Origin of the sequence: Deinococcus apachensis DSM 19763 (assembly GCF_000381345.1) — a bacterium.
GTDB lineage: Bacteria > Deinococcota > Deinococci > Deinococcales > Deinococcaceae > Deinococcus > Deinococcus apachensis.
In genome coordinates, this window is the sequence record NZ_KB906433.1 from 1 (window position 1) to 16,656 (window position 16,656).

A 16,656-nucleotide genomic window follows, 5' to 3' on the forward strand; every position below is an offset into this window, starting at 1 on the left:
AACCGACAGAAGCGCGTCGCGTGGCCCGGAAGTTGGAGTTGCACTTCACCCCCAAGCACGGCAGTTGGCTCAACGCCATTGAGCTTGAGTTTGCGGCGTTGACCCGTCAGGCCCTTGATCACCGCATCGGGACGAGCGAAGAGTTGGAGCGCGTGGTCGGGGTGTACGGGAAGCTGCGCAACGAGCGGGGCCGACCCATCGACTGGGCCTTCACCTCGGAGACGGCACGCTCCAAGCTCAGCCGTCTCTACCCCAAAAAACCGACAGACCAAACTTGACGGCCCTAACGTTCACCTGGCACACGTGGCCTCGGCGTCCACCGTTGGAAAGAGGCCGTTATCATGTCGGGGTGCGGCTCCTGCTGCTGTCCGACATTCACGCGAACCAGACGGCGCTGGAAGCCGTGTTGGCCGACGCCGGGTCCCGGCCCTACGACGAGGTGGTCCACCTCGGCGACGCCCTGGGTTACGGCCCCCACCCCCGGCAGGTGCTGAACACGCTGCGCGAGCTGGACGCCGTGTGCCTGCTGGGCAACCACGAGCAGATGCTGCTGGACGCCGTGGACGGTCAGCGGGTCCGGGTGGGCGGAGTGGTCGCCGACGCGCTCGCCTGGCAGCAGCTCCAGCTCTCCGAGCGGGACCTGAAGTGGGTGCGCGCCTGGCCCGATGGCCTGGACTCGCCCGAGGTGGGCGCTCGCTACCGCCACGGCACCCCCGTCAGCCTGGACACCTACACCGACTCCGTCACTGCTGCCCGCGACGCCTTCACACGCTGGGGCGGCCGTCTGGGCTTCGTGGGGCACACGCACCTGCCCGCCGTGTACGCGACCCTCAACGCCCCGGTCGGGGAGTGGATCAAGCACCAGGCCTTCCCGCAGGGCGGGAGTTACCTCGTGCCGCCGGGCGCCCGGGTGATCCTGAATCCCGGCAGCGTCGGGCAGCCCCGCGACGGCAACCCGCAGGCCAGCTACGCCCTCTTTGACAGCACACGCGGCCACTTCGAGGTCTTCCGGGTAGCTTACGACGTCGGGCGGGCGCAGGAGGCGGCGATGGCAGCCGGGCTGCCCCCGGTGCTCGCAGCGCGGCTGGCGATTGGGAAGTAGGGTGTAGCCTGGAGCAAAGGGGGCCTGAGCGGGTACTTCCGACCCTGACACCCTCCCACTGCCCCCAGCCCCTCCCTGTTATGACTTCCACTGCTCTCCTTCACGGCCCGCTGCTCGAACAGACGGGCGACTTCCGGGGCAATGCCCTGCTGCTCACCGGCCCGGCTAGGGTGGGCAAGCGCGACGTGGCTCTGGCAGTCACCGCCCAGCACAACTGCTCGGGCACGCGCGGCATGTACGGCGAGGCGTGTGGAGTATGCCCCTCCTGCCGGGCCTTCGCGGCGGGCGCCCACCCCGACCTCCTGGTCGTCGAGCCCCGCGCCACCACCTCGACCGGCAAGGCCGCACGGCGCAAGGTCATCCCCATCGGCGCGATCCTGGAGGCCCGCGACAAGGGCCGCGAGTACGAGACGCACGTGTTCGAGTTCCTGGAGGTCCGGCCCACCTTCCGCCGCCGCGTGGTGATCGTGGATGGGGCCGAGCACCTCGGGGCGGAGGCGGCGAACGCCCTCCTGAAGCTCGTCGAGGAACCGCCGCACCGGGCGCTGTTCGTCTTCCTCTCTGAGGATGTGCGCGCCGTCATTCCCACCATCGTGAGCCGCAGCGTCCGCCTGAGCGTCACGCCCGCCCCCGACCGCGCCATTGAGCGCACCCTGACCCGGGCGGGCGAAACGCCAGATGCGGAACTCGTTGCCTTCGCCGCCGGGCGGGCCGGGGTGCTGGCCGACCGGGAGGCCGTGCGCGGCACCCTGACCGACGCCGCCGAATTCACCCATGCGCTGAATACCGGCCTGCTGTCCGCCCTGGAGGCTGCCGAGCGGCTGGAGAAGCGCTGGAATGCCGACTGGCACCCCGAGGCGTTGCGCTTCACCTGGCGCACCCTCTCCGCCCACGAGCGCGCCCGCGCGGACGCCGCCCTGGAGGCCCTGCAAACGGCGCTGGAGGCCTACGCCAGCCCCAGCCTGAGCTTCCAGGTCTTCGCCCTCAACCTGCGGGAGGCGCTGGGGGAGGGGTAAGAATCCTCTCGTGTCCCGCCTATCAGTCGGCGGGCGCCGCCACTTCCGCTCGCCGTCCCAGCCACCCGAGCACGAGCAGCACCGGCAGGCGGAGCAGGGCCGAGATGCCCAGCGCCGCGCGCACGCCGAGCAGATTGCCCACGAGCCCCACACCCGGCCCGCCCGCGACCTGTCCCAGGGCGTCGGCCTGGGAGGCGATGGAGAGGACGGTCGCCCGCGTGCGCGGCTCCAGCCCCTGGTTGAGATAGGCCTCGTAGAGCGGCGCGTAGAGGCCGCGCAGTACCCCAAAGGCGAGGAAGGCCGCCAGCGCCCACCCGAACTGCCCGGCAAGCGCGAAGCCCAGCGCGGCCACGGTGCCCAGCCCCCCGGTCCACACCAGCGAGCGCCGGAGGTGCGCCCCGTCCCGCGTGTCCAGGCGCCGCCGCACCGCCTCTGTCAGCACGAGGCCGAGCAGCGTGCCCGCCGCCCCGATCAGGCTGAACCACACGGCAGGTTTGAGGTCCGGCCACCCCGGCCAGGAGAAGCTGCGCAGGAGGTGGAACTCCCACAGTCGGTCGAGGGCCTCGGTGGAGGCGCCGTACAGCACCGCTACCCCGACGAGGGCGAGCAGCACGGGCCGGGTGCGAACCGTTCGCACGCCTCCTAGAAAGGTGCCCCCCATCCCCCGCCCGAGGGGACTCTCCGGGGCATGCCGCTGGAAGGCCGTCTCGGGCATGACGAGCGCGAGCAGGAGGGCCAGCGTAAGGAGCACCCCGCCCCCCAGGGCGATGGACCAGGCGGGATTCAGGCTGCCCAGCCAGGCGGCGAGCCCGAGCCCAGCGAGGCTCCCCAGCCGCCCGAACTGGGAGCCGCGCACCAAGATCTCGCCTACGCGCGCCTCGCCGACCTCATCGGTGAGCCAGGCGCTCTGGGCACCACTCAGGCACGTGTACCCCAGCGCGGAGACCACCTGCGCCGCGAGCGCCCAGCCCCACGTGCCGCCCAGCACCAGGACGAGCAGGCCCAGCCCCAGGAAGGCGAAGCCCAGGACGACCGAGAGGCGGCGGCTGTACACGTCGGCGAGCACACCCGTGGGAACCTCCAGCACGAAGGCCGAGCATTCGAGCACGGTACCGATCAACACGAGCTGGACGGGGGAGAGGTGCAGCGTCCCCACGAAGTAGAGTGCCTGCACGGTAAAGGCCAGGGCGAAGGCGAGGGAGGAGAGGGCTTCTTGCAGGAAAAAGGCCACAGGGGCCGGAAGTTTCAGAGACATGCAGCTCCGGGGAGAGTCCGTGCCCACATGGGGAATCCGCACGGCAACGAGGAACACACCCTCGTTCGGCCGCTTGGAGCGGGGCCGTCCGAGGAGGCGTAAGTTGTCCTATCGCTGCTGGTCTTGTGGCATGGCGCATCACCCCGAAACGGGATGACCCACCCTAACGCCTTTGGCCCCCGCTCCCATGCGCGAGATGGCCTACTCACACGCGGCCCACCACCGGCCTACACTCCTCCCCATGACGAGGGCGAGACAACACGGCGCCGTGCGGGTGTGGACCCTCCCCACCGGGCCGCTTCAGGAGAATGCGGTGCTGGTGGCGGGGCAAGGCGGCGAGGGCTTTCTCTTCGACCCCGGCGACGAGGCGGAACGGGTGCTGGCGCTCGTGCGAGACGCGGGGGTGACGGTGCGGGGCATCCTGCTCACGCACGCGCATTTCGACCACATCGGGGCGGTGCAGCCCGTGCGGGAGGCGCTGGGCGTGCCGGTGTCCCTCCACCCCGCCGACCTGCCGCTCTACCGGATGGGCGCAGCGTCGGCGGCCCGCTGGAACTTGCCCTTCGTCCAGCCGGAGGCTCCTGAGCACGAGATCACGCAGGGGCAGACCTTTACGGCGGGGGACCTCACCCTGACGGCGCGGGAACTGCCGGGCCACGCGCCGGGGCATGTGGTGTTCGTCGCCCAAACTGGGGAGGCACCGGGCTTTGTCGTGGCGGGGGATACCCTCTTCCAGGGGAGCATTGGGCGCACCGACTTACCGGGCGGGAGCCACCCGCAGCTCATCGCGGGGATCGAGCGGGAGTTGTTGAGGTTGCCGGACGAGACTGCCGTCTACCCCGGCCACGGCCCGGCCACCACCGTCGGGGCCGAGCGACGCACGAATCCCTTCCTGCGCTGACCCCGGCCCTCCCCATTCGGCCAGGAGGCAGCCCGGTGGGCGGGTGCGTTAAGGTCGGGCATGTTGCGGAATTACCGCCTCTGGTGGCACGCGCCCAGGGTCCACGAGCCGGGGGATCAGGCCCGGCGGGTGACCTGGCTGGAACTGTTCTACGACCTGGTGTTCGTGGTGGTGATCTCGCGGCTGGCACACCACCTCGCCGAGCACCCGGACCCGCGCAGCTTTGGGGAATTCCTGCTGCTGTTCGTGCCGGTGTGGTGGGTGTGGTTGAGCATCGCGTACTACAACGAGCGCTTCGAAACCTACGACCTGAGCTTCCGGGTGCTCACCTTTTTTCAAATGCTGGTGGTCGCCGTGATGGCCGCGAATGCCGAGTATGGGTTGGGGAAGACCGCCACTGGCTTCGCGCTCTCGTATGCGTCGGCGCGGCTGCTGATCGTGCTGATGTGGTGGCGGGCGGGGCGGCACAACCCGCAGGCGCGGCCCGTCACCGACCTGTACGTGCGGAACTTCAGTGTCTCGGTGGGGCTGTGGGGCATCGCGGCCTTTCTCACCGGCCCGGAGGCGCTGGCCCTCAAGGGGGCGGGCCTCCTGATCGACCTGTTCACGCCGCTGCTGACGCTGGCCGATCAGCGCCGGGCCTTTCCCGCCTCGGCGCGCAAGTTGCCCGAACGCTTCGGGCTGTTCGTGATCATTGTGCTGGGCGAGAGCCTGGTGGGGGTCGTGAACGGGCTGGCCGACGTGGAGCGGGCGGACGCCGTGACGCTGCTGCGCTTCGTGCTGGGCTTTCTGCTCGGCTTCGGACTGTGGTGGGTGTACTTCGACTTCATCGGCCGCCGCGAGCCCGACTCACAGGACCGCTGGCGCTTTTTCGCCTGGTCGTACCTGCACCTGCCGCTGGTGATCGGCATCACGCTGGTCGGGGCGATGGTGCAGCACGCGGTTGCGGTCCAGGCGGACGTGCAGCCGGGCGTGCGCTGGCTGCTGGCCGGGGGCTTCGCCCTGTACTATGCCGCCTGCGCCGGGCTGGAATTCACCCTCGAACCCGACGATCCCCCGCTTGTCCGCCTGGGGCAGATCGTCCCCCTGCGGCTGCTGACGGCGGGGGCCGCGCTGGCCCTGCCCCTTGTGCTCCACACCGTGTCCGGCCTGGTGCTGGGCCTGATCGCCCTGCACGTCGTCCACATGGTGGTGGGGTTGCGCGCCTGGTTCGGTAGTGCGAACGCGGGGCGGTCCGACGTGCATTGAGCCCACCTGTATGGGTCCTCCGTCCACCTTTCCGTCCACCGCCGGGTTTACGCTGTAGCCATGGCTCTCCACCGCGACTTCTCCGCCCCTCTCCTCCGCCCATGCCCGGCGTAAAGGGTGCGCTGGGTACTGCGCTCGACGGTGCCCTGACCGATCTCAGCTACAGCACGAACACGGCGAACGCGCTGATCCACCTCTACCGCGCCGAGGTGGGCAAGATGACCGCCTACCGCCAGCGCCTGGACATGACGACCAACTGGTCGGTGGTGACGACGGCGGGCCTGGCCTCGTTCGCCCTGGGAAGCCCCAACAACAGCCACGCCACCTTCCTCTTCGCCATGTTCATGAACTACTTCTTCCTGCGGCTGGAGGCCCGGCGTTTCCGCATCTACGAGATCGCCCACCACCGCGTCCGCATCATGGAGCGCTTCTTTTTCCCCGCCATGCTGGGGGACCGGGTGGACCCCGGCTGGCACCAACTCCTGCTGGCGGAACTGAGCAAGCCGCGTAGCCCGATGAGCAGGCTGGACGCCCTGGGGTGGCGGCTGAACCGCAACTACCTGTGGATCTACGCGGGGGTGCTGCTGGGATGGTTCGCCAAGCTGGATATGGACCAGCCCAAGGGCTGGGTGCTGGAATTTCCCGACGCCCTGTCGCTGGCCGATATCGGCAGCTTTCCCGGCTGGCTGGTCTTTCTGGGCGTGTTCGTGTTCTACGGCTTCCTGATCGGCCTCGCCATCCGCGCCGCCCGCACCTACCCGTTGGAGGAAGGGTAAGAGGGGAGGGGTGGGCGCACGTCCTGCTGGCCTCTTCGCACCTGCTCCTCCCGCCAGAGCTGCACGCCCACCAGCAGCAGGGCCTGTCCGGGCAGGCTCCAGAGGTACAGACGGGGCCGTTTCAAGACCAGGCAGACGCCCAAGGCGAGCAGTTGAGTGCTCAGGCCGAGGTTCACCGCAACCTGGTTGATGGAGCGGGGCGTGTAGGCGAGGCGGTCGGCGGGGGTCGGTTCTCCTCCAGCCGCGGCCCACAGCCGACGCTCAAAGAGTGCGCCCAGCACCCGCTCCTGCGGCGTGAAGTACAGGGCGTAGGCGAGCTTCAGGGCCGCGAGGACGCGGGGATCGTCCCCGGCCTGGGCGGGAGGGTCGCGGAAGACCTCGCCCCGGGCCGCCCGGTGGTCCCGTTCCCACAGGTAATCCACACTCAGGATCAGGCTTTGCAGCAGGGTGAGGGGAAGGCCCCAGCGCCCCGCCAACCCGACAAGGACAGCGGCGTTGACGATCACGTCCCCCTCCGAGTCGAGGTAGCGGCCCGTCTCGGTCGTCTGCCCGGTCGCGCGAGCGAGCTGCCCGTCGAGGTTGTCGAGCAGGGTCTTGACCTGGAGGAGCAGGGCGGGGGTCACCCGGTGCCCGCGCCGCAGCAGGACGCCGGTGAACACGCCCAGCGCCGTGTGCGTCAGCACCACGTGGAGGGGGTTGACCTGGCGGCGGGCGAGCGGCGGCACCAGCCGCTGTGCCATGGGCCGGAAGAGGCTTTCAGCGGCCCACTCGCGGGCGGGGCGGGCCTTGCCGTGCGTCACCCCGCTACCGTCGCCCGGCCCCGCCGCGCGGCGGACCCTTGCGAACGCCCGCGAAGCGGTTGCGCTCCTTGCGGCGCTCGGCGCTCGTCAGGCCCTTCTTGTCCCGGGGCGCCCCGCCCGCGCGGCCCGGCACGGCCCGCCCCGGCACGAAGGAGTCCACCGTCAGGAAGCGGAACAGCGGGATATACAGCAGCAGGACGAAGATCAGGGTGCCCCACCAGGTATCCAGGTACGGCCCCAGCCCGAAGGCCCGCAGCACGGCCGACAGCACCGTGGCAAGCACGGTGAAGAGCAGCACCCGGACCAGCAGCCGCAAGAGCTTGGGCCGTGTGAAACCCGGCGTGGGATCAGGCGTGACGAGCCAGTGCCAGAACCTCATGCGTCCGCCTCGCCAGCAGCGGGGCGGGCGGCTGCCCCCAGCGTCACCCGGTCGCGGAAGGCCGTCACCTCCGGCCACTCGGTCTGCCCGGCGTCCACGTCGATCACGAGCGCGGGCTTGTGCGTTCCCCGGGCCAGGCGCTCCAGTACCCGCCGGTGCGCGGCGTCGCGGGCGGGCGCGGTGAGCAGGACACCCCGCACGGCGCTCTTGCCCTCCAGCAGCCTCAGGGCGCCGAAGAGTTCCCTTTCCCCGGCCGGAGCCGTCTCCGCCCGCTCCATCCGCTCGCCCCGGGCCGCCACCTGCGAGGCGGGCAGGTCTGGCGAGTAGACGCCGTGGAGGCCCACCTCTTCCAGCGCTGCCCGCAGCCCCACGCTCAGGTCCGGGTCGCCCAGCAACGCCCGTGGGCCGATCACGGCAACGGTCACGCGTGAGCCGCGGCTGAGCGTCGGCATCTCCTCGCGTCCCCCCACCGCCAGCGGTTTGACGCGCTCCAGGGCCAGCCGCACCCGGCCCGGGTTGCGGGTCAATTGTTGACCCAGCTCCAGCGCCGCCGCCGTCATCTCCGGCCCGCCGTCGGGCAGGGCGATGAGCTGGGGCAGGCCGCTGAGGCGCCGGGGCAGCAGCTCCGTCAGAGCCTCGCCCCAGGGGTCATCGCGCACGGGCGCTGTCTGCAGGATCAGCACTGCGTCCACCCGCCCCAGTTCGAGCACCCGCCCCAGCGCGAGCTGCACCTGCACGGGTTCGTCCGGCAGACTCGCCTGGCCCAGCTCCCACGCCTCGTGGGCGGGGAGGGCGGGCTGCGCCACCTCCACCCCGAGTTCCTTGAGAAACGCCGCCCAGTACCGCCCGTAACGGGCGCCCAGCACATCCAGCAGACCGACCTTCATTCCACGCAGTGTATAGGCCCGGCGGCCCGGGACAGGGAGACGCCACCCTTTCCCCTATCCTGCCGGGCATGACCCCCACCCTGCCCGAGTCCCTGCGCCGCGTGCTGCCCGCCGCCCGCTGGGAAAGCGTCACCCATGGCGAGAGCGGGGCGGGCGTGTGGCGCAGTCAGCGGTACGTGGTGAAGGTGCAGGAGCGCGGTGGACGGCCTGTTACCACCCTCCTCCAGGAGCGCGAGCGGCTGCGCTGGTTCCGGAGCCGGGTGCCCGTGCCCGCCGTGGTCGGCTACGAGGTGACGGAAACGCACGAGTACCTCGCCATGACCCGCCTGCCGGGCATCCCCATGAGTGACCCCGATGCCCTGCTCCACCCGGAGCGCGTCACCGATCTCCTGGCCCGCGCGTTGCGCGAACTGCACGCCCTGCCGGTACGTGAGTGCCCCTTCAACATGACCCTGCCCGTCACCCTGCGCCTGGCCCGCGAGCAGGTCGAAGCGGGGTTGGTAGACGAGGCCGACTTCGACGACGAGCGGCAGGGCTGGACCGCCGCTGAGGTCTGGAACGAGTTGGTGCGGACTCGCCCCACCCGGGAGGATGTGGTCGTCACCCACGGCGACCCCTGCCTCCCCAACCTGATCCTGAACGGCGAGTACGTGGAGGGCTTCATCGACGTGGGGCGCGCGGGCCTGGCCGACCGCCACGCCGACCTCGCCCTGACGTACCGTAGCCTCATTCGCAACATCGACCAGGACCACGCCGAGCTCTTCCTCGACCTGTACGGGCGGGCGTTTGTGGATGAGGGCAAGCTGGCGTATTACCGGCTGCTGGACGAGTTGTTCTGACCTGACAAGGGGGCCAGGCTTCCTTTCCCTTCCCCCGGGGGCATTCGCGCATCTTGAGGGACTCGCAGGTGGAGAAGAGGTCATTCCGCCCGGGTAGCTCCTCTTCCCGGCGCCGGGCGCCAACCCTCTCCTGCAAGGGGAGAAGGTCGGGTAATCCTCTCCCTGGAAACGACCTCAGTTGTTCCCGTCCCCTCCCGCCCCCGCGGACAGAGTCCTGGGTCAACTGCCGTCTCGCCTACCGGGCGCCGCCCCACCCCATGCTCTACTGCCCGTCGTGCGTGCCCTGTCGCTCCTCGTGACCCGTCGGCCCTGGCTGGTGCTGCTGCTGTGGGCGCTGCTCGCGCTGCTCAGCGCCTACCCGGCCTCGCTCGCCCCGAAAAATCTCAGTGCCAACCCTGGAGAACTGAAGGACGCGGAGAGTACCCGCGTCACGGCCCTGCTGCGCGAGCGTTTCGGAGAGAGGGACACGAATACAGCCCTGCTGGTCGCGCGTCTGAGGCCGCCCCTCTCCACCACCCAGGGCCGGGCCGTCTACGACCGTTTCGTGACGGGTCTGGAGTCGGTTCCAGGTGTAACGCGCGTGCTGCGGGCGGAGGCGCAGGGGACCGTGCCCACCCTTAGCCCAGACGGCACCCTGGCCCTGACCGTCGCGCAGATTCCGCTGCGGGAGGGGGCGAGTGGGGCGCTGGCCCGGGTGCGCGCCTACGCCGAACGGGCAGAGCGGGAGGCTGGGGGGAATCGGCTGGACGTGCGCGTGACGGGCGGGCAGGCCATCGCGGACGACTTCACAGCCTTTGCCGAGGGGGACACCAAACGCAGTGAGTTCGCCGCGCTGCCCCTCACCGCGCTCGTGCTGCTGGGCGTCTTCGGGGCGCTCGTCGCTACCGGGCTGCCGCTGGCGGTGGGCGTGCTGAGCATCACCGTGGCGATGGCGGGCGTGTACGGCCTGACCCGCGTGACTGAGGTCTCCACCTTCGCCCAGAGCGTGATCACCATGCTGGGGCTGGGGGCGGGGATCGACTACGCCCTCCTGATGGTCAACCGCTTCCGCGAGGAGCTGGCGCGGGACGGGAACTCGCGGGCGGCGGCGGCCAGGACGGTCCTTACCGCCGGGCGCAGTGTGCTGTTCAGTGGCCTGACGGTCGCCATAGCGATGGCCGCCCTGATCCTCCCACCCATCGCCTTCGTGCGCTCAATGGGGCTGGGGGGCGTCCTCGCCGTGCTCCTCACCGTGCTGGCCAGCGTGACCGCGCTGCCCGCCCTACTGGCCCTGCTGGGTGAGCGGGTAAATAGCCCGCGCGCGCTGCGGCTGACCTGGAGCCAGGCCGCGGGGGCCTCCGGGGCGTGGACCGCCTTCGCCCGGCGCGTGACGGCGCGGCCCTGGCTGGCGGTGATCCTGAGCACCCTCTTCCTGCTGGCGCTCGCCCTGCCCGCCCTGGACATGAGGACCGGGTACGCGGGCGCCTGGGGCCTCACCCCCGGGGTGGAGAGCCGCGACGCCCTGGCCGATGTGCGCGACCTGGGGGCGGGCGGCCTCCTCAGCCAGTTCGAGGTGATTCTCGATTTGGGCGGTGAGCGGTACGGCCCGGAGGACCGCGCCCGTTTTCAACAGGTGGTGGACGACCTGCGTTCCTTGCCCGGCGTGCGAACCGTCGTCAGCCCCTTCCTCACCCCCGCTGACTTGGCCGGGGATGTTGGAGGGGGCGGGACAGACACGCTGGGGACCCTGAGCCTCCTCACCCGCCGCTCCTTCAGCGGGGACCGGACCCTGCTGAGAGTGACCGTCGTGCCGGATACCTACTTGCGTGCCGATCAGATCGACTCTTTCGAGGCGAGACTGCGGCAGACCCTTACGCGGAGCGGCTTCCGCTTCCTGCTGGGCGGTGCCCCAGTTGGCGAGCGCGAGTTCAGCCACGCGATCACGGACGCGCTGCCCGCCGCCGTCCTCACCGTCTTCGGGGCGACCTTCCTGCTGCTGACGGTCGCGTTTCGCAGCCTGCTCGTGCCCCTCAAGAGCATCATGATGAATGCGCTGACGGTTGGCGCGGCGTACGGGGTTGTCACGCTCGTCGTGCAGGAGGGCTTCCTCGCTGGGCCGCTCGGCATTCCGCGCGACGTGGGCGTGCTTGACTCCAGCCTGCCCCTGATCCTCTTCGCGGTGCTGTTCGGCCTGAGCATGGATTACGAGATCTTCCTGCTCTCCCGCGTGCAGGAGGAGGTGCTGCGCGGTCACCCCAACGACGAGGCGGTGGTTCTGGCCGTGGGCCGCACCGCCCGCATCATCACGTCAGCGGCCCTGATCATGTTCATCGTGTTCTGCGCCTTCGTCGTAGGACGCGTCGTTGCCAACAAGAGCATTGGCCTGGGGCTGGCGGTCGCGGTGATCCTGGACGCCACGCTCGTCCGGCTCGTCCTGGTGCCTGCGTTCCTGAGAATTGCCGGGCGCTGGAATTGGTGGCTGCCGGGGTGGTTGGGCCGCCGGATGCCGCGGCTCCGGGTGGAACACTGAGGGGTGGGAAAGATAGCCGTCAGACTGGAGGAGTTCAATGATGAAGAGTTCCTTCAGACCCTGGGGAATTCTCCCGGAGGCAAAATGCTCACCGTCCATCTCCACCTTTGCAACGGCGACGTTATTACCATTCCCATGACCCGCTCCCAGCGGGACCGGCTGGGCCGCACGCTGAATCAGGCTGTCCTTCCCGTCACGCCCTTCGAGGCCACGGTAGATGGCGCTGATCTCTCGATCCCGTGGCGCTCCATTGCCTACCTGTCCTCTCCTGCCCAGCCGCACGCCGAGTTGCTTTCGGGCCAGGCCGCGGATTAAAGACCTTGCCCCTTCCGCCCCGCTTCGGCGGGGTTTTCGCTTGCCCTCCCGGCCTTCAGTCCTCCACGGTGGAGCCGGGCCGGTATGCCTCCACCACCGTGCCCTGCGTGTCGATGGGCAGGTCGAGCACCCGCCCGGTCAGCCCGTTCTTGGTCATCACTCCGTGCAGGTAACGGTGCAGCCGAGCGGTGCTCTCCCGCGTGTCGTGGAAGCACAGCACGGTCGGCCCCGCCCCGCTCAGCGCCGCGCCCAGGGCCCCGTACCGATGCGCCTCCTCCAGAATGTCGCTCAGGCCGGGCACGAGCGGCGCCCGCCAGATCTGGTGGATGTAATCCTGCATCGCGTGCCGCAGCAGGTCGAGGCGGCCCTGCGAGAGGGCGGCGGCCAGCAACGCCGCGTGCGAGAGGGCGTGGACGGCGTCGGCCCGGCTGTATTCCTTGGGGAGGACGGCCCGCGCCTTGCTCGTGGACAGCTCGAAGTCGGGGATCAGCACCGTCACGCCCAAGTTCGCCGGGGGGTCCAGCCGGACGTAGTGCGTGCCCAGCTTGTCGAGCGTGGCGACCACGATGCCGCCGAAAAGGGCTGGGGCCACGTTGTCCGGGTGCCCCTCCTCCCGTGCGGCCACGTCGAGCACCTCCTCGTGGCTCAAGGGGCGCCCCAACAACTCATTGCCCGCCACGATCCCCGCCACAAGGGCGGCGGCGCTGCTCCCGAGTCCCCGGGCCAGCGGCACCTCCGTCTCGATCTCGATAAGGGCAGGGGGAAGGGGGCGACGCGCCCGCCGGGCTGCCAGCTCCATTGCCCGGTACACGTAGTTGCTCTCGTCCGCAGGGGTGCCCTCCAGCTCCGGCCCCAGCGGCACGACCTGGGTCACCTCCTGTGACGTCACCCTCAACGTGGTGTAGAGGGGCACGCTCAGCCCCAGGCTGTCGAACCCGGGGCCGAGGTTCGCGCTCGACGCAGGGGCGCGGACGGTGAAGGGAGTCATCGGGCGACTCCGGGAGACAGGGGCAGGAGGCGGAAGGCCAAGGGCCAGCAAAAGCCCACGCTTCGGACAGCCATCCGCCTTCTGCTTTCTGCCATCGGCCCTCTCAAAGAATGCTCTCCAGCACCCGCTCCATGTGCGCCTCGACAGCCCGCGGGGCCTCGACCGAGCGCAGCGCCGCGTCAGGATCCTTCAGGCCGTTGCCGGTCAGCACGGCGATGACTGTCTGGCCCGGCTCCAGCCTCCCGGCCGCATGCAACTTCAGCAGTCCCGCAATCGGGGTGGCACTCGCCGGTTCGCAGAATACGCCCTCGGCGGCCACCAGGTTGTAGGCATGCATGATTTCCTCGTCGGAGGCCATGTCGAAGAGGCCCCCCGACTCGCGCACGGCGGCCCGGGCCAGGTCCGCACTCGCCGGGTTCCCAATGCGGATGGCGGTGGCGAGGGTCTGCGGCTCGTCCACGATGGCGTCCCGCACGAAGGGGGCCGCCCCCTCGGCCTGGAAGCCCCACATTCGGGGAAGGTTGCCGCTCTTTCCGGCCTCCCGGTACTCCCGGAAGCCCATCCAGTACGCGCTGATGTTCCCCGCGTTGCCCACCGGGATGGCGAGGAGGTCCGGTGCCCCGCCCAGCACGTCCACGATCTCGAAGGCGCCCGTCTTCTGCCCCTGGAGGCGGTAGGGATTGACCGAATTCACGAGGGCGATGGGATGCTCGGCGCTGATCTGCCGTACGAGTTTCAGCGCGGCGTCGAAGTTCCCGTTGATCGCCACGATCCTCGCCCCGTATGCCAACGCCTGCGCGAGCTTGCCTAGGGCGATGTTCCCGTCGGGAATCAGGACGATGCACTTCAACCCGGCGCGGGCGGCGTAAGCGGCGGCGGCGGCACTGGTATTCCCGGTGCTCGCGCAGATGATCGTGTCCGCCCCATCCTCGACTGCCTTGGCAACCGCCATCACCATGCCCCGGTCCTTGAAGCTGCCAGTGGGGTTGAGCCCCTCGTACTTCAGGTACAGGTCCACGCCCAGGCGCTTGCTGAGCTTCGGTGCCGGAATGAGGGGCGTATTCCCCTCATGCAGGGTCAGGGGAGGCGTCCGGTCGGTGACGGGCAGGTACTCGCGGTAGCGTTCGATCAGTCCGGGCATGCGGGATTCCTCCGTGCCGCCCCGGGACCTCCCGGAACGGTCAAGTCGGCCCATGCTACCGGGCGACTCCACGCGGGGCTTGGCAGAGGTAAGACAGGTCCACTGTCCGTCAGCTCACCGTCAGAGATGAGGGCGTCACCGCCCTTTTCTAGAGCGGGAACTTAAGGGGAATTAGCGGGACATCCATCCCGTCTTTGCTCTGCCTTGAAAAGGTGATGGGCTACACACTGGACGAGGGCACAGAGTCTCATTGTGCCATCACAACGAGGAGCAAGTCGTTGGAACTCAACGTCCTGGAGGTCAAAATATGAGTTGGATCATCCTGATTCTGGTGGGTGCGCTGTGCGGCTGGCTCGCAAGCCTGATCATGAAGACCGACGCCCAGCAGGGCGCGGTGGCGAACATCCTGATCGGCATCGTGGGCGCGCTGCTGGCGCAGTGGCTCTTCGGCAGCCTGCTGGGCATCGGCGGCGCCAACGCGGCGGGCAACGGCTTCAGCTTCTGGAGCATCATCTGGGGCATTGTCGGCAGCGTGATTCTGATCGCCATCCTTAAGGCCCTGCGCGTTCTGCGCTGACCCTGTTCTTCTCGAGGCCGAATTCCCCAGCGGGAGTTCGGTCTTTTTCTGTGGTGGGCACTCCCTCTTGCGCCCCAGTCCCGTGTGCTACAGTTGGAAGGCTTGCCTGATCCCGCTGGCGTGGCACTGGCCCTCTGTGGTCACCGCCCCCGGTAGAACTGCCGGTCAGGCTCAAGAAGGAGTGCGAACATGTCCAGAGTGTGCGAAGTGTGCGGTAAGGGGCCCATCGTGGTCAATTCGGTAATTCGCCGCGGCAAGGCCCGCCGCGAGGGTGGCGTCGGCCGCAAGGTGACGGGCATCAGCAAGCGGGTCCAGAAGCCCAACCTCCAGCCCCTGACGGTCACCCGCGGCGGCGTTTCCGTGCGGATGCGCGTCTGCACCAAGTGCCGCAAGAACCTGATCTGAAGCCGGAACAATGGGAGCGCCCCTGTCCTGACCAGATGGGGGCGCCCGCTTTTATATGCTGGCGGGCTTTACGAAGTCCGGCTTTTCGCCCCACGTTCACCCCGTAGGCTGGCGATCAGCAGCAGCAGGGTGCCCACCACCACGCAGGAGTCCGCCAGGTTAAAGATTGGGAAGTTCCCCGCGCGCAGGGCCTGGGTGATCAGGCTCAGGGGCGGCGCGTGGAACATGTCCGTGACCCGGCCGAAACGCAGGCCGTCGATGGTATTCCCGATGGCCCCCGCCGCGATCATGCTCAGTACGACCGTCAGAAAGCGGCTCTGGGGCCGCACGACTACGTAGACCAGGATACCCAGCCCGACCAGCAGGCGCCCCACGGCGAGCGGCACGGCTGACCCTGAGAACAGGCTCCAGGCCGCCCCGGTGTTGAAGGTCAGTACCCAATCCAGTACTCCCGGAATCAGGGGGATGGGCGCAGCGCCCTCCGTCAGATGAGCCAGCGCCCAGGCCTTGAGGGCCTGATCGGCGGCGACCAGCAGGGCGGCGATCAGCAGCGGCACCCAGGCGGGGAAAGTTCGCTGACGTTCGAGGAGGGTGGGCACGCCGCGCAGTATAGGGAGCGGCCGAGCTGGGACATGTCACATTGTCCCCGTCCCGCCAGCCGACAATGAGGCCATGGCGAATGTGGAATCCTTCGATCTCGACCACACCAAGGTCCAAGCCCCCTACGTCCGGCTGGCGGGCGTCAAGACCACCCCGCGCGGCGACAGCATCAGCAAGTACGACCTGCGCCTGCTCCAACCCAACCGCGGCGCGATTGAACCGGCGGCCCTCCACACCCTGGAACACCTCCTCGCCGGTTACCTGCGCGACCACCTTCAGAACGTGGTGGACGTGTCCCCGATGGGCTGCCGCACAGGCATGTATATGGCCGTCATCGGCGAGCCGGACGAGGAGGGCGTCCTCCGCGCCTTCGAGGCTGCTCTGCGCGACACCGAGGCCCATGACCGCCTCATTCCCGGTGTCAGCGAGCTGGAATGCGGCAACTACCGCGACCACGATTTGGAGGCCGCCCGCCAGCACGCACGTGAAGCCCTGTCCCAGGGCCTCAAGGTGCAGGAGACGATCTTGCTGGAGCGCTGAAGCCCCCGAGGTTCCCTAGGTCCCCGGCGTTTTTGCTGGGGTGTTTCTTGCTGATAAGGAGGATGTTCCAGGGAGCCAAGAAATCGCCCCGGGGCAGGGGTTGACAGCCTGGCGAGTGGCCTGTATCTTTTCTGAGCCTCGGTTGAGGCGAGCAGCATGACAAGCGAAGGACGTGCGAGAAACGCGTAACAATACCCTCCTGTAGAGGAGGGGTTGAAGGAAGGGTCAAGATAGCAAGGGTCCACGGTGGATGCCCAGGCACTGGAGCCGAAGAAGGACGCGCTTACCTGCGAAAAGCCCCGACGAGCCGGAGAGCGGCATTGACTCGGGGGTGTCCGAATGGGGAAACCCACCTCGCAAGAGGTACTCCTGAAAGGG

18 protein-coding genes, 1 rRNA gene and 1 pseudogene are annotated in these 16,656 nt (G+C 69.1%); 13 read left to right on the forward strand and 7 right to left on the reverse strand.

Annotated features, from left to right (window positions below; translation table 11 throughout):
* The 3 genes and pseudogenes from F784_RS27965 to F784_RS0121595 all read left to right on the forward strand — a co-directional run.
* A pseudogene (locus F784_RS27965) lies at window positions 1–135 on the forward strand (transposase); the annotation flags it as partial.
* A 214-nt stretch (window positions 136–349) separates the two neighbouring features.
* Entirely contained in the window at window positions 350–1,102 is a 753-nt protein-coding gene (locus F784_RS0121590) for a metallophosphoesterase family protein (RefSeq protein WP_019588784.1), read from the forward strand.
* An 80-nt stretch (window positions 1,103–1,182) separates the two neighbouring features.
* Window positions 1,183–2,118 (forward strand): DNA polymerase III subunit delta', encoded by a 936-nt coding sequence (locus tag F784_RS0121595; protein ID WP_019588785.1) that lies wholly within the window; start codon window positions 1,183–1,185, stop codon window positions 2,116–2,118.
* A gap of 22 nt (window positions 2,119–2,140) precedes the next feature.
* Here the strand turns inward: F784_RS0121595 and F784_RS0121600 are convergent, their stop codons facing one another.
* On the reverse strand, window positions 2,141–3,373 hold the full coding sequence (locus F784_RS0121600; RefSeq protein ID WP_019588786.1) for an MFS transporter: 1,233 nt from the start codon (window positions 3,371–3,373) through the stop codon (window positions 2,141–2,143).
* Between the two features lie 241 nt (window positions 3,374–3,614).
* On the opposite strand from F784_RS0121600, the gene F784_RS0121605 reads away from it, so the two are divergent.
* The 3 genes from F784_RS0121605 to F784_RS0121615 all read left to right on the forward strand — a co-directional run bounded on the left by F784_RS0121605 (window position 3,615) and on the right by F784_RS0121615 (window position 6,298).
* Window positions 3,615–4,274: an MBL fold metallo-hydrolase gene (locus F784_RS0121605; RefSeq protein WP_026332646.1), complete on the forward strand. Its 660-nt coding sequence runs from the start codon at window positions 3,615–3,617 to the stop codon at window positions 4,272–4,274.
* 60 nt (window positions 4,275–4,334) lie between these two features.
* The gene (locus tag F784_RS0121610; RefSeq protein WP_019588788.1) at window positions 4,335–5,522 is read left to right on the forward strand and encodes a low temperature requirement protein A; all 1,188 of its coding nucleotides are present in this window, start codon (window positions 4,335–4,337) and stop codon (window positions 5,520–5,522) included.
* Window positions 5,523–5,623: 101 nt separating this feature from the next.
* Window positions 5,624–6,298 (forward strand): DUF2270 domain-containing protein, encoded by a 675-nt coding sequence (locus F784_RS0121615; protein ID WP_019588789.1) that lies wholly within the window; start codon window positions 5,624–5,626, stop codon window positions 6,296–6,298.
* Here the strand turns inward: F784_RS0121615 and F784_RS0121620 are convergent.
* From F784_RS0121620 to F784_RS0121630, 3 genes are read right to left on the reverse strand one after another with little or no spacing between them, the layout of a single operon-like run.
* Window positions 6,277–7,098, reverse strand: coding sequence for a CDP-alcohol phosphatidyltransferase family protein (locus F784_RS0121620; protein ID WP_019588790.1), 822 nt, complete (start codon window positions 7,096–7,098; stop codon window positions 6,277–6,279). The two genes, F784_RS0121615 and F784_RS0121620, sit on opposite strands and share 22 nt — an antisense overlap.
* Before the next feature lie 4 nt (window positions 7,099–7,102).
* Complete coding sequence (locus tag F784_RS0121625) at window positions 7,103–7,477, reverse strand: hypothetical protein (RefSeq protein ID WP_019588791.1); 375 nt, start codon at window positions 7,475–7,477, stop codon at window positions 7,103–7,105.
* On the reverse strand, window positions 7,474–8,364 hold the full coding sequence (locus F784_RS0121630) for a hypothetical protein (RefSeq protein WP_019588792.1): 891 nt from the start codon (window positions 8,362–8,364) through the stop codon (window positions 7,474–7,476). The genes F784_RS0121625 and F784_RS0121630 overlap by 4 nt, the downstream gene beginning before the upstream one ends.
* Window positions 8,365–8,432: 68 nt before the next feature.
* Between F784_RS0121630 and F784_RS0121635 the strand changes: the two genes are divergently transcribed.
* The 3 genes from F784_RS0121635 to F784_RS0121645 all read left to right on the forward strand — a co-directional run bounded on the left by F784_RS0121635 (window position 8,433) and on the right by F784_RS0121645 (window position 12,027).
* The gene (locus F784_RS0121635; protein WP_019588793.1) at window positions 8,433–9,203 is read left to right on the forward strand and encodes an APH(3') family aminoglycoside O-phosphotransferase; all 771 of its coding nucleotides are present in this window, start codon (window positions 8,433–8,435) and stop codon (window positions 9,201–9,203) included.
* A gap of 274 nt (window positions 9,204–9,477) precedes the next feature.
* Entirely contained in the window at window positions 9,478–11,712 is a 2,235-nt protein-coding gene (locus F784_RS0121640; RefSeq protein ID WP_019588794.1) for an MMPL family transporter, read from the forward strand.
* Between the two features lie 135 nt (window positions 11,713–11,847).
* On the forward strand, window positions 11,848–12,027 hold the full coding sequence (locus F784_RS0121645; RefSeq protein WP_245558013.1) for a hypothetical protein: 180 nt from the start codon (window positions 11,848–11,850) through the stop codon (window positions 12,025–12,027).
* A 55-nt stretch (window positions 12,028–12,082) separates the two neighbouring features.
* Here F784_RS0121645 and thrB read toward each other — a convergent pair whose 3' ends face one another.
* Window positions 12,083–13,015 (reverse strand): homoserine kinase, encoded by a 933-nt coding sequence (gene thrB / locus F784_RS0121650; RefSeq protein ID WP_019588796.1) that lies wholly within the window; start codon window positions 13,013–13,015, stop codon window positions 12,083–12,085.
* 103 nt (window positions 13,016–13,118) lie between these two features.
* Window positions 13,119–14,156, reverse strand: coding sequence for a threonine synthase (gene thrC, locus F784_RS0121655; protein WP_019588797.1), 1,038 nt, complete (start codon window positions 14,154–14,156; stop codon window positions 13,119–13,121).
* 307 nt (window positions 14,157–14,463) lie between these two features.
* Between thrC and F784_RS0121660 the strand changes: the two genes are divergently transcribed.
* Window positions 14,464–14,733, forward strand: a complete 270-nt coding sequence (locus tag F784_RS0121660; RefSeq protein ID WP_019588798.1) for a GlsB/YeaQ/YmgE family stress response membrane protein — start codon at window positions 14,464–14,466, stop codon at window positions 14,731–14,733.
* A gap of 189 nt (window positions 14,734–14,922) precedes the next feature.
* Window positions 14,923–15,138 (forward strand): 50S ribosomal protein L28, encoded by a 216-nt coding sequence (gene rpmB, locus F784_RS0121665; RefSeq protein WP_026332647.1) that lies wholly within the window; start codon window positions 14,923–14,925, stop codon window positions 15,136–15,138.
* A gap of 68 nt (window positions 15,139–15,206) precedes the next feature.
* On the opposite strand, the gene lspA is transcribed toward rpmB, so the two are convergent.
* On the reverse strand, window positions 15,207–15,737 hold the full coding sequence (gene lspA, locus F784_RS0121670; protein WP_019588800.1) for a signal peptidase II: 531 nt from the start codon (window positions 15,735–15,737) through the stop codon (window positions 15,207–15,209).
* Between the two features lie 73 nt (window positions 15,738–15,810).
* Between lspA and F784_RS0121675 the strand changes: the two genes are divergently transcribed.
* On the forward strand, window positions 15,811–16,278 hold the full coding sequence (locus tag F784_RS0121675) for an S-ribosylhomocysteine lyase (RefSeq protein ID WP_019588801.1): 468 nt from the start codon (window positions 15,811–15,813) through the stop codon (window positions 16,276–16,278).
* 223 nt (window positions 16,279–16,501) lie between these two features.
* A 23S ribosomal RNA gene (locus F784_RS0121680) occupies window positions 16,502–16,656 on the forward strand; the annotation flags it as partial.

Coding starts and splice junctions, on each gene's coding strand:
- F784_RS0121615 (WP_019588789.1), top strand. CDS start 5,624: ATGCCCGGCGTAAAGGGTGCGCTGGGTACTGCGCTCGACGGTGCCCTG.
- F784_RS0121595 (WP_019588785.1), top strand. CDS start 1,183: ATGACTTCCACTGCTCTCCTTCACGGCCCGCTGCTCGAACAGACGGGC.
- F784_RS0121675 (WP_019588801.1), top strand. CDS start 15,811: ATGGCGAATGTGGAATCCTTCGATCTCGACCACACCAAGGTCCAAGCC.
- F784_RS0121610 (WP_019588788.1), top strand. CDS start 4,335: ATGTTGCGGAATTACCGCCTCTGGTGGCACGCGCCCAGGGTCCACGAG.
- thrB (WP_019588796.1), bottom strand. CDS start 13,015: ATGACTCCCTTCACCGTCCGCGCCCCTGCGTCGAGCGCGAACCTCGGC.
- F784_RS0121635 (WP_019588793.1), top strand. CDS start 8,433: ATGACCCCCACCCTGCCCGAGTCCCTGCGCCGCGTGCTGCCCGCCGCC.
- F784_RS0121625 (WP_019588791.1), bottom strand. CDS start 7,477: ATGAGGTTCTGGCACTGGCTCGTCACGCCTGATCCCACGCCGGGTTTC.
- rpmB (WP_026332647.1), top strand. CDS start 14,923: ATGTCCAGAGTGTGCGAAGTGTGCGGTAAGGGGCCCATCGTGGTCAAT.
- F784_RS0121630 (WP_019588792.1), bottom strand. CDS start 8,364: ATGAAGGTCGGTCTGCTGGATGTGCTGGGCGCCCGTTACGGGCGGTAC.
- F784_RS0121605 (WP_026332646.1), top strand. CDS start 3,615: ATGACGAGGGCGAGACAACACGGCGCCGTGCGGGTGTGGACCCTCCCC.
- F784_RS0121600 (WP_019588786.1), bottom strand. CDS start 3,373: ATGTCTCTGAAACTTCCGGCCCCTGTGGCCTTTTTCCTGCAAGAAGCC.
- thrC (WP_019588797.1), bottom strand. CDS start 14,156: ATGCCCGGACTGATCGAACGCTACCGCGAGTACCTGCCCGTCACCGAC.
- F784_RS0121660 (WP_019588798.1), top strand. CDS start 14,464: ATGAGTTGGATCATCCTGATTCTGGTGGGTGCGCTGTGCGGCTGGCTC.
- F784_RS0121645 (WP_245558013.1), top strand. CDS start 11,848: ATGACCCGCTCCCAGCGGGACCGGCTGGGCCGCACGCTGAATCAGGCT.